Annotated in this window: 10 protein-coding genes; 5 read left to right on the top strand and 5 right to left on the bottom strand. The window is 73.9% G+C overall.

Going from position 1 to position 10,894, the window contains the following annotated elements:
- Window positions 1-96: 96 nt before the first annotated feature.
- Window positions 97-336 (top strand): hypothetical protein, encoded by a 240-nt coding sequence (locus ACFU0Y_RS14305; RefSeq protein ID WP_380215197.1) that lies wholly within the window; start codon window positions 97-99, stop codon window positions 334-336.
- A 95-nt stretch (window positions 337-431) separates the two neighbouring features.
- A complete protein-coding gene (locus tag ACFU0Y_RS14300; RefSeq protein WP_380215196.1) occupies window positions 432-905 on the top strand; it encodes an acyl-CoA thioesterase in 474 nt (157 codons plus the stop codon).
- A 17-nt stretch (window positions 906-922) separates the two neighbouring features.
- Here ACFU0Y_RS14300 and ACFU0Y_RS14295 read toward each other — a convergent pair whose 3' ends face one another.
- Both ACFU0Y_RS14295 and ACFU0Y_RS14290 read right to left on the bottom strand, forming a co-directional pair.
- Window positions 923-2,788 (bottom strand): bifunctional sugar phosphate isomerase/epimerase/4-hydroxyphenylpyruvate dioxygenase family protein, encoded by a 1,866-nt coding sequence (locus ACFU0Y_RS14295; RefSeq protein ID WP_380215195.1) that lies wholly within the window; start codon window positions 2,786-2,788, stop codon window positions 923-925.
- The gene (locus ACFU0Y_RS14290; protein WP_380215194.1) at window positions 2,788-4,245 is read right to left on the bottom strand and encodes an MFS transporter; all 1,458 of its coding nucleotides are present in this window, start codon (window positions 4,243-4,245) and stop codon (window positions 2,788-2,790) included. Before ACFU0Y_RS14290 ends, ACFU0Y_RS14295 begins: the two co-directional genes overlap by 1 nt.
- A 172-nt stretch (window positions 4,246-4,417) precedes the next feature.
- Between ACFU0Y_RS14290 and ACFU0Y_RS14285 the strand changes: the two genes are divergently transcribed.
- Window positions 4,418-5,188: an IclR family transcriptional regulator gene (locus tag ACFU0Y_RS14285; RefSeq protein WP_380215193.1), complete on the top strand. Its 771-nt coding sequence runs from the start codon at window positions 4,418-4,420 to the stop codon at window positions 5,186-5,188.
- A 27-nt stretch (window positions 5,189-5,215) separates the two neighbouring features.
- On the opposite strand, the gene ACFU0Y_RS14280 is transcribed toward ACFU0Y_RS14285, so the two are convergent.
- From ACFU0Y_RS14280 to ACFU0Y_RS14270, 3 genes are read right to left on the bottom strand one after another with little or no spacing between them, the layout of a single operon-like run.
- Window positions 5,216-6,172, bottom strand: coding sequence for an aldo/keto reductase family oxidoreductase (locus tag ACFU0Y_RS14280; protein WP_380215192.1), 957 nt, complete (start codon window positions 6,170-6,172; stop codon window positions 5,216-5,218).
- On the bottom strand, window positions 6,169-6,867 hold the full coding sequence (locus ACFU0Y_RS14275; RefSeq protein ID WP_380215191.1) for a tetratricopeptide repeat protein: 699 nt from the start codon (window positions 6,865-6,867) through the stop codon (window positions 6,169-6,171). The genes ACFU0Y_RS14280 and ACFU0Y_RS14275 overlap by 4 nt, the downstream gene beginning before the upstream one ends.
- A gap of 41 nt (window positions 6,868-6,908) precedes the next feature.
- Window positions 6,909-7,172: a PLDc N-terminal domain-containing protein gene (locus ACFU0Y_RS14270; RefSeq protein ID WP_380215190.1), complete on the bottom strand. Its 264-nt coding sequence runs from the start codon at window positions 7,170-7,172 to the stop codon at window positions 6,909-6,911.
- 146 nt (window positions 7,173-7,318) lie between these two features.
- On the opposite strand from ACFU0Y_RS14270, the gene ACFU0Y_RS14265 reads away from it, so the two are divergent.
- Complete coding sequence (locus tag ACFU0Y_RS14265; RefSeq protein WP_380215189.1) at window positions 7,319-8,344, top strand: YsnF/AvaK domain-containing protein; 1,026 nt, start codon at window positions 7,319-7,321, stop codon at window positions 8,342-8,344.
- Between the two features lie 269 nt (window positions 8,345-8,613).
- The gene (locus tag ACFU0Y_RS14260; protein WP_380215188.1) at window positions 8,614-10,839 is read left to right on the top strand and encodes a catalase; all 2,226 of its coding nucleotides are present in this window, start codon (window positions 8,614-8,616) and stop codon (window positions 10,837-10,839) included.
- Window positions 10,840-10,894 lie beyond the last annotated feature (55 nt).

The following is a 10,894-nucleotide window of genomic DNA, read 5'->3' as shown; positions in this document are numbered from 1 at the left end:
CGGGGGGGGGGGGGGGGGGCGCCTGGGTGGGGGTTTTCGGCCCCCCCCCCCCCCCGGGGGCCGGGGGGGGCTCCGCGGGCCCCCCCCCCCCACCCCGTGGACCCCATCACCGTCGCCGCCGCACGGGCCCGCATGGCCGCCGACGCGCACCGCGGCGTGGACACCGACGCGTGGGTCGCCGGCATCGCCGCCTCGGGCGGCCCCCACCGGCCGGGCACGCCCCGGACCTCCGCGGGGGACGTCCTCTCCGGTCGCGACGACGCCCACACGGTCCCGTCCGAGGGCGACCGCCGCTCCGTCGAGTGGATCCGCGACCTCGCCGACCGGGGCGGCTGACCCGTCCGGCGCGCCGTCCCGGCGTGGCCCGGGCCTACGATGGGGACGCCGGTGCGGTGCGCGCGGCAGTTCCACGACCGAGGAGGACGGACCGCATGACGGTGGAGACGGAGTCCGGTGTGCTGTGCCGGGTGCCGATGCGCTGGGGCGACATGGACCCGTACGGGCACGTCAACAACGTGGAGGTCGTGCGGCTGCTCGAGGAGGCGCGGATCGCGGCCCTGGGCGTGCCCGTGGGCACCGGCGACCAGGTGGAGCCCCCGCTGATCCCGTTCTTCTCCGCGCTGCCGGCCGGCACCCAGGCGCTGATCACCGAGAACCGGATCAAGTACCTCCGCCCCCTCGAGTACCGCAACACCCCGGTGGAGATCCGGGTGTGGGTCGTCTCCGCCCGCGGCGGGGCGCTGACCCTGGGCTTCGAGATCACCGACGTGGTCTCCCGCCGGTCCTGCGTGCGGGCCGAGACCCGGCTCGCGTTCTTCGTGCCTGCCACGGGCACGGTGCTGCGCATCTCGGCGGAGCAGCAGGAGATCCTGGCCCCGCACGCGGGCCCCCGCGTCTTCCGCTGACCCCCGGCCGGGCCGGCTCAGGCCTCCGTGCGGGCACGGTGCGCCGCCTGCGAGCGCCGGTACTGCGCCGCGAGCCGGACCGGGGCGTTGGCCGCGCCGAAGCCGGCGTACCCGTGGCGGCGCTCGACCACCTCGAAGAACACCGTGCCCAGGGTCTCCGTGTAGAAGTGCAGGAACTCGCCCCGGGCGTCCCGGTCGTAGAGCAGGTGCAGCTCCTGCAGGGAGGCCACGAACCCGGGGTCGAGGTCGAAGCGGGCGTCGAGGTCCTCGTAGTAGTTCTGCGGCACCGCCAGGAACCGGAGCCCGCGCCGGCGGGCCCGCCGGGCCACGGCGAAGACGTCCGTGCAGGACAGCGCCACGTGCTCGGGATAGGCCGCGCCCACGAAGGAGCCCTGCTCGGCGGCGGTGGGGGCCACGTTGAGCGGCATCCGCACCGCGCCGTTGGCCGAGCGCATCACCTGGCTGCGCACCAGCCCCGTGGGGCCCGGGACGTCCTGCGCGGCCTGCGCCTCGAGGGCGAGCACCGAGGTGTAGAACAGGACGGCCTCGTCGTAGTGCTGCCACGGCTGGGCCATGTTGATGTGGTCCACCCCGGTGACCAGGGCCCCGGGGTCGAGCTCCTCGTCCGCGCCGAACTCGCTCAGCCACGCCGGGACGCCGTCCGCCGTGCGCTCGCAGAAGAAGATCTCCGTGCCGTCCGGGGCGAACACGCCGCGCAGCACCTGCTCGTCGTCGCGCTGGGAGCGCGGCACGGGCCCGGCCTTGAGCCGGGCGGCCCGCTCGACGGCGGCGTCCGGGTCGGCGACGTCGAAGCCGAGCGCGGCCACCTCCGTGGGGGTCCCCTCCGGGACGGCGTCGTTGACGACGATCCGCACCGGCCCCTGCACCCACACCTGCACGTTCTCCTTGGACTGGTGGTGCCCGCCCAGGGCGAAGCCGAGCTGGTGGAGCAGCCGGGTGGTCTCGCCGAGCCGCCCGGTGCGGATCTCCACGAAGTCGTGGCCGGACGGCTCCTCGACCGCGGGCAGCGGCTGGAGCTCGAGCGTGTCCCGGGTCCGCTCCCCGGCCAGGGCCCGGCGGGTCTGGTCCTCGAGCCAGCGCAGGGAGCGCAGCCCGTCCACCGCCGTGCGGTTGACGTCGGCCTGGCGGAAGGCGTCGTTGAAGATCTCCAGGGACACGGGCCCGTCGTAGCCCGCGCGGACCAGGTGGGACATGAAGCCGACCATGTCGAAGCCGCCCTCCCCGGGGAAGACCCGGTGGTGGCGGGACCAGGACAGGACGTCCAGGCTCAGCAGGGGGGCGTCGGCCAGCTGCACGAAGAAGATCTTCCCTGCGGCGATGTCCTCGACGGGCGCCGGGTCCCACGCGCGGGAGAGGATGTGGAAGCTGTCGAGACAGGTCCCCACGGCCGGGTGGTCGGCGAGGTCCACGATGCGCTGGGCGCGCTCGAAGTCGTCGACGAACCTCCCCCACGCGAGCGCCTCGTAGGCCAGGCGCACGCCGTGGCCCGCGGCGAGGTCGCCGAGCCGGCGCAGCTGCCCGGCCATGACCTCGTCGTCGTCGATCTCCGCGGTGGCCACGTTGGAGCACACGAGCAGGGTCTGCGTGCCGAGCCGGTTCATCAGCCGGAACTTGGCCTCGGCGCGCCGCAGGTTCGCGGCGAGCCGCTCCGGGCCCACGGCCTCGAAGTCCCGGAAGGGCTGGTAGAGGTCCAGGCTCAGGCCCAGCTCCCCGGCGAGCTCCCGGACCTCCTCGGGGGAGGAGGAGGAGACCACCAGGTCCTGCTCGAAGACCTCGATGCCGTCGAAGCCGGCGGCCGCGGCGGCGTGCATCTTCTCCTCCAGGGTGCCCGAGAGGCAGACCGTGGCGATCGAGGTGCGCATCAGCGTCCCGCTCCGGAGACGGCCGGCTCCCCGGCGGACCTCTCCCCGGCGGACTGCTCCCCGGCGCCCCCACCGCGCAGGCCCGGGGCGCGCAGCTCGGCGGCCTCGGTGCGCGAGGTGTGCAGCGCGTCGATCTCGTCGAGGGACTTCCTCGCCGTCTCCTGCGCGGTGAGGGCCGCGCCGGCGGAGACCAGGCACGCGACCGTGACGAACACGGCCACGCCCAGCCAGTCGTCCCCCGCAGGACCGGCCACGGCCGAGGCGAGGACGGGTGCGAAGCCGCCCGAGACCGCGAACCCGATCTGGGTGCCCAGGGCCAGGCCGGTGACCCGCACCCGCAGGGGCAGCATCTCGGCGTAGAACGAGGGCCAGATGCTGTTGGCCATCGAGTAGGCGCACCCGGACATGAGTGCTCCGAGCACGAAGATGAGCGGCCAGTTCCCGGTGTGGACCGCGGAGAGATAGGGGTACATGAGCGCGGCGGGCCCGAGCGCGCCGGCCAGGAAGACGGGCTTGCGGCCGACGCGGTCGGCGAGCACCGCCACGACCGGGATCACGACCAGGGCGACGGCGTTGGCCAGCACGGAGACCCACAGCATGGTGGAGCGGTCGAGGCCGACCACGGAGGTCGCGAACGAGAGCGACCACACCGTGAAGACCACGTTGACGGTGTTGATCATGGCGGCCGCGGCGATCCGGGCCACGGCCGCCCGGTGGTGCCTCAGGAGCAGCCGCAGCGGGGACTCCGGCTGCTCGGCGGGCACCTCCGCGCGGGCCTCCCGGAAGGCCGGGGGCTCCTCCAGGTGGCGGCGGATGAGGTAGGCGACGACCACGACGACGGCGGAGAGCCAGAACGGCACGCGCCAGCCCCAGCTGAACAGCGCCTCCTCCGGCAGGAGGGTGAACGGGATGAACACGGCGGTGGCCAGCAGGGTCCCGAACTGGGTGCCCTGCAGGGTCCAGCTCGTGGTGTACGCCCGGCGGTCCTGGTCGGCGTGCTCGAGGGACATGGAGATGGCGCTCGCCTGCTCGCCCGCTGCGGACAGGCCCTGGACCACGCGGCACAGCACGAGCAGCACCGGGGCCAGCATCCCCACCTGGTCGTAGGTCGGGAGGCAGCCGACGGCGAAGGTCGCCCCGCCGATCATGAACAGGGTCAGCATGAGCACGAACTTGCGTCCGAACCGATCGGCCAGGGGTCCCATGACCAGTGCGCCCAGCGGCCGGACCACGTACGCCACGCCCACGGTCCCCATGGCGAAGAGGATGGCCACGCCGGGGGAGGTCTCAGCGGGGAAGAAGAGGTGGTTGAGCACCAGGGCGGCGGCGGTGCCGTAGACCGCGAAGTCGTAGTATTCGAGGGCGCTGCCGATCCAGCTGGCCAGGGCGGCCCTGCGGGGCGTCCGGCCGGACGCCGGCGGGGCCGTGGTCTCGGCGGTCGTCGCTGCTGAGCTCATGGAGGTCCTTCGGCTCGGTCCACAACAGGTTTCAGCTCTCATATTGTGGAAATCACTTCTGCTGTGTGATCATGATCGCTGTGACCTGGTCCACATGTCAACCGACGAACGAACGGAGTGCCGTCGTGCGAACACCGAACCCGGCCCCCGCCCGCGGCACGGGCAGCTCCCGATGACGGCCCTGGAGCCGGCGGGCGCCCCGCGGCGGGACATGGTGGGCAAGGCCCTCCACCTGCTCGAGCTGCTGGGGGAGCACCCGGGGGGACTGACCGCGGCCGAGGCCACCAAGATCTGCGGCTACCCCTTCAGCACCACCTACCGGCTGCTCAACGCGCTCGTCCGGGACGGCTTCGCCGAGCTGCAGGAGGACCGGCGCTACGTCCTGGGGCTGAAGATCTTCCACGCCGCCCACAGCGTGGCCCAGCGCCTGGGGATCACCGGGACGGTCGTGCCGGTGCTGCGGCGGATGGTCGAGCGCACCGGGGAGTCCTGTCTGTTCGCCGTCCTCGACGGCGACCGCTTCCACACCCTCGCCAAGGAGGACGGGCCGGACTTCCGGGTCACCTCCGACCCCGGGTACCGCGGCGCGCTGCACTCCTCGGCCCTGGGGCTGTGCCTGCTCGCGTTCGCCCCGGAGGACGTGCGCGAGCAGCTCCTCGGCACGATCGAGCTCGAGCCGCGCACCCCGGCCACGCTCACCGACCGCGACGAGCTCCGCCGGCGCGTCGAGCGGATCCGGGGGGAGGGGTGGGCCACCCAGGACGAGGAGCACGACGTCGGCATGGTCGCCGTCGCGGTGCCCGTCCTGCGACCGGGCGGGGGGTGCGTCGGCTCCCTCGCGCTGTCCGCGCCGGTGTTCCGGCACCGGCTCGCGGACCTCGTGGACATGGTGCCCGCCCTCCGGGAGGCGGCGGAGGAGCTGGGGGCGCGGCTCACCGGCTGAGCCGGCGGCGCCGGCCCGGGAGACCGCTCAGGGGACGGCCTGGCCGCGCGCCGCCGTGAGCAGCGCGTACCAGTCCTCGTGGCCCAGCCGGGAGGCGAGCTCCTCCGCCGCGGCGCAGGCCGCGATCCGCCCGGGGTCGGTGGTCCCCAGCACCGGGCGGATCCCGCCGGGGTGCTTCATCAGCCACGCGAGGACCACCGCCTCGCCGGACACCCCGTGCGCCGAGGCGAGCCGGTGGACCGTCTCGGCGGTGGCCGCGGCGTGCTGGTCCTCCGGCGGGATCGGGGCCCCGGTGTACAGCCCTCGGGCGAGCGCCCCCCACGCCTGCACCTCGATGCCGTCGGCCGCGCAGTACTCCAGGAGCCCCTCCGGGAACGAGTGCTCCGCGCCCTCGGGGTGGTTGGCCAGGATCTGCCGCTCCACGAAGCTCCGGTGGCGCAGGCTCAGCTCGAGCTGTACCGCGGTGACGGGAGTGCTGAGCAGCTGCTGGTAGCGGGACACCTGGCGGGTCGACATGTTGGACAGGCCCACGGAGCGGATCAGGCCCTCCTTGCGCAGTTCGTCGAGGGCGCCGGCGACCTCCCGGGGGTCGGCCAGCGGGTCCGGGCGGTGCAGCATGAACCGCTCCACCGAGTCCACGCGGAGCCGGCGCAGGGACCCCTCGAGGCTGCTGCGGATCGTGTCCCGGTCCAGCCGGTAGTGGGTCGGCGCCCCGGGCGCGGCGGTGTTGCCCGGCAGGCGCACCCCGCACTTGGTCTGCAGGCGCACCCGCCGCCTCAGCTCCGGGTCCTCGGCGAGGATCTCGCCGAACACCGACTCGGACTTGCCGTGGGCGTAGATGTCGGCGTGGTCGAAGTCGGTGATGCCGGCGTCCAGCGCCGCGTGCACGGCGGCCCGGGCACGGTCCACGGTCGTGGTGCCCGGCGGGTCGTCGTCCCACGACCCGCCGATGGTCATGCAGCCGTAGATCAGGCGTGAGCTCACGGGCGGTCCTCTCCGTCGGGCACTCCGGCGTCCCGGGCGGGACTCTGCTGCTCCGTGCTCTGCTGCTCCAGGCGCTGCTGCTCGGCGGACCAGCGCAGGCGGGCCGCCGCGGCGTAGGCGGCCCCGGACTCCTTCATCCGGCCCGCGCGCTCGTAGAGCCGGCCCAGGGCGGTGAAGCACTCCGCCTGGTCCGTGGCCGTGGCCTCGGTCTCCTGGTAGAAGTCCAGGGCCCGGTTGTACGCGGTGATGGCCTGGGTGTGCCGCTCGCCCAGCTCGTACACCCGTCCCAGGTTGACGTGGCACTGCGCCTGGTCCTGGGGCTCGTGCGGGGCGTCGAGGTACTGGCCCAGGGCGTCCAGGAGGTGCTCCTCGGCGTCGTGGGCGCGGTCGAGCTCGAGCAGCAGGCTGCCCAGGATCAGGTGCGTGCGGGCCTTGTGCTTGCCGCTGCCGGAAATGCGGCAGAAGAGCCCCAGGGCGTTCTCGTAGGCGGTGACGGCCCGTCCGGGGCGGTTCATCCCCAGGTAGAGGTGGCCCAGGTTGTAGTGGCAGGCGGCCTGCTCCTGGAGGGAGTCGCCCTCCTCCTCGAAGAGGACGATGGCCTGCTGATAGGCGGTCTCGGCCTCGTCGAGCCGTCCGCGGTCCTCGGCGTCGAGGGCCCGGGTGAAGAACCCGTGCCCGTCCTGGGGGTAGCTCATGCGGATTCCTTTCTCGGCCGGGTCCTGCGGGTGCGGACGGGCTAGACGGGGTGCGGGTCCTGCGGGTGCGGGGCTCTGCGGCCCAGTGCGAACCACAGCCCCGCGCCGGCGACGGGGAACGCGAGGATGACGAGCAGCCACAGCAGGCGCAGCACGGGGTCCTGCGCCGGGCCGCGCAGCAGGGAGACCGAGGCGCCGACCATCAGCACGACGACGACCGCTCCGGCCACCGTCGCACCGCTCTCCCACGCTCCCGCCCGCACGGCCTCCGTGCCGCCGGCCGCGAGACCGGCCCAGGTGATCATGCATCGATCCTCGCACCGCGGAGGCGGGCGGACAAGGGCGGGCGCCGGGGCGTGCCGGGGCGCGGTCCCCCGTAGAGTGGGCTGCGTCACCGCTCAGCACGCTGATAAAATGTGCGTGTCGACTGCAACCCCGAGGAGAGTCCACGATGTCCACCTCCGACGACCGCCCGTACGACCAGGAGTCCGCCCCCGAGGAGCCCGCGGCCGGGCGCGCCGGCGGGCGGGACGCGGACGACACCGGGGTGGAGCGCCACGCGCCCAGCTCGGCGACCGAGCTCTGGGACCACAACGCCTACGGGCGGGAGGACGGCGACGTCGGTGGCTCCGCGACCTCCGGCGCCACCGACACCCGCGACCCGCGCGGCGGGGCCCCCGCCTACAACATCGACGCCGGGGACGACGACGCCGTGCGGCACGGCGACGACTCCGGCCGCGACGACGGCTCGAACCTGCGCGGGACCGGTGAGTCGCTGGGCGGGGCCGACGCCACGGCCGGGGACGGCCGCGAGAGCGTCGGCGGCGAGCCGTCCGGGGCCGACGGTGAGTTCTTCGACCAGGACGCCGCCGGCCGGGACACGCCCGGGCGGAGCACGACCGGCAGGGACGCGGCTGACCGGGACGCCGCCCACCGGACCGCCGGGGACGGGGGCGCCACGGCCCCGGGCCACACCGGGTCCGGGCCCGGGGCGGGCCGCCACGCGGCCGGGGACGCCACCGGCGGACCCGGTGGCGGACTCGGTGACGCCGGCACGGTGGGCGGCGGACGCCCGGACGGGGGCACGGACGAGAGCACGGGGGAGGACGTGGGGGAGAGCCCCGCCGTGGTCCGGCACGAGGAGCGGCTGCAGGTCGGGACGGAGCGGGTCGAGTCCGGACGGACCCGCCTGCGCAAGTACGTGGTCGAGGAGCCGGTGCGCGCGGAGCAGACCCTGGCGTCCGAGGACGTCGAGGAGGTCCGCACCCCCGTCACCGAGGAGGAGCGCGAGGCGTTCCTCGCCGGCCGGGAGCTGCCGGTGGGGGACGACGAGGTCATCCTCTACCGGGAGGTGCCCGTGGTGCGGACGGTGCGCGTGCCCTACGAGCGGGTGCGGCTGGTCGTGCGCCGCACGGAGCGCACCGAGGTGGTCGAGGACACCGTGCGCCGGGAGCGGATCGACGTCGAGGAGGACTGAGGGCGTCCCCGGCGGCTCTCTCCGACCGCCCCGTCCTCGCGGACCCCCTCGACCCTCCGGGTGAGGGGGTCCGCCGCGTCGTCGGAAGGCGGAGGCGCTCCGGCCTGTTCACCGAGCGCGGAGGCGCGGCCCGGGGCTTGTGCCCCGCCGCACGGGAGTGACTGAATGGTCAGTGAGCTGGTTGTTCCGCTCCCTGTGGGTCGGGGACGGCCGGTGCCGACCGCTTTTCGACGACCGGGAGGTCCATCATGCGCAAGAGACTGAACAGGATGAGGCAGAGGACCGAGGGGCAGGCCTCCATGGCTCCCGGCGTCCCCGGCAGCGAGACCGCCCCGCTCGCGGAGCCCACCGAGCCCCGCCCGCCGCTGCCGCCCAAGCCGGACCAGGGAACCCCCGAGCCCGTGAGTCCCACGGGCCGGCACACCGGGATCGACCCGACGCTCAACGCCCAGGGCGGGGAGCACCTGACCACAGCCCACGGCTCCCGGCGCGCTGACACCGACCACTCCCTGAAGGCGGGCCGTCGCGGCCCGGTGCTCCTGCAGGACCACCACTTCCGCGAGAAGATCAGCCACTTCGACCACGAGCGCATCCCGGAGCGCGTGGTGCACGCCCGCGGCGCCGGCGCCCACGGCGTGTTCCGCTCCTACGGCACCGCGAGCAGGATCTCCTCCGCCGCGGTGTTCCAGAAGGACGTCGAGACCCCGGTCTTCGTGCGCTTCTCCACCGTGCTCGGCTCGCGCGGCTCCGCCGACCTCGCCCGGGACACCCGCGGCTTCGCCACGAAGTTCTACACCTCCGAGGGCACCTGGGACCTCGTGGGCAACAACATCCCCGTCTTCTTCATCCAGGACGCCATCAAGTTCCCGGACGTCATCCACGCGGGCAAGCCGCACCCGGACCGGGAGATCCCGCAGGCGCAGTCCGCCCACGACACCTTCTGGGACTTCGTCTCCCTGCACACCGAGGCGCAGCACCACACGATCTGGAACATGTCGGACCGCGGCATCCCCCGGTCCTACCGCACCATGGAGGGCTTCGGCGTCCACACGTTCCGGCTCGTCGACGACTCCGGCCGCAGCGTGCTCGTGAAGTTCCACTGGAAGCCGAAGCTCGGCGTGCACTCCGTGCTGTGGGAGGAGGCGCAGATCGCGATGGGCATGGACCCCGACGTGCACCGCCGGGACCTCGCGGACGCCATCGAGGCCGGCGCGCACCCCGAGTGGGAGCTCGGGGTGCAGGTCTTCGAGGACAACGAGGAGCAGGTGTTCGAGGGCATCGACCTGCTCGACCCCACGAAGATCGTCCCGGAGGAGCTCGCCCCCGTCGAGCCGGTCGGGCTGATGACGCTCAACCGCAACCCCTCGAACTACTTCGCCGAGACCGAGCAGGTCGCCTTCAACCCCAACAACCTGGTGCGCGGCATCGACGTCACCAACGACCCGCTGCTGCAGGGACGGCTGTTCTCCTACCTGGACACCCAGCTCAGCCGGCTGGGCGGGCCCAACTGGACCCAGCTGCCGATCAACCGCCCGCACGCCCCGGTCAACGACATGCTCCGGGACGGGATGCACCAGACGGCCGTGCACAGCGGGGTGGCTCCCTACCACCCGAACTCGCTGGACGGGAACAACCCCTTCCCCGCCGACGAGCCGGCCCGCCCCTTCATCGACCACCCGGCGCCGGTCGCGGAGTCGGTCAAGGAGCGCGGGAACCCCGTGTCCTTCGAGGACCACTACAGCCAGACCCGCCTGTTCTGGCTGTCGATGAGCGACGTCGAGAAGGAGCACATCGCGCAGGCCTACACGTTCGAGCTCGGCAAGTGCTGGGAGCAGGCGGTCAAGGAGCGCCAGCTGCAGGCCCTCGCCAACATCGACGAGAAGCTGTGCGCCGTGGTCGCCCAGGGACTGGGCCTTCCGGCGCCGAGGCCGACGGTCAAGCACGGGAGGATCGCGCCCAGCCCGGCCCTGTCCCAGATCGGCGGGCAGTGGCCCCTCGACGGCCGCCAGGTGGGCATCGTGGTGGGCCCGGACCCCGACGAGAAGGACCTCCTGGCCGTGGTCTCCGCGATCGACGACGCCGGCATGGTGCCGCTGGTCATCGCCCCGCACGGCGGGCCGGTGGGGCGCGGCGGGAAGCTCGTGGCCCACCGGACCTATCTCACGGCACGCTCCGTCGAGTTCGACTCGGTGCTCGTGGCCGGAGCCGTCCCGCCGGCCCCGGACGCCCGGCAGGGCCTCGACGCGAAGGCCGGCGCCGTCGCCCCCGGCGGCGTGGACCCGCGCGTGCACCTGCTGCTGGGCGAGGTGTTCCGCCAGGCCAAGGCCATCGGCGCCTGGGGCGCCAAGGGCCAGGCGCTCGCCGCGGCGGGCCTGCCCGAAGGCGCGCCGGGCGTGGTCTCCGGCAAAGACGCCGCCGCCGTCGTCGAGCAGGTGGTCACGCTCATGAAGAGCCACCGCGCCTGGGAGCGGTTCCCGGTCTCCGGCCGGCTCTGACCCCGCCCCTCCCGCGACGTCACCGCGTCCGCCCGGGACCGCCGCAGATCTGCGG

The sequence above is a fragment of the Kocuria sp. NPDC057446 genome, assembly GCF_042802875.1.
In the GTDB taxonomy this organism is placed as follows: domain Bacteria; phylum Actinomycetota; class Actinomycetes; order Actinomycetales; family Micrococcaceae; genus Kocuria.
Note: the sequence above shows the minus strand (reverse complement) of the source record. Positions and strands in the feature narration are given on the sequence as shown.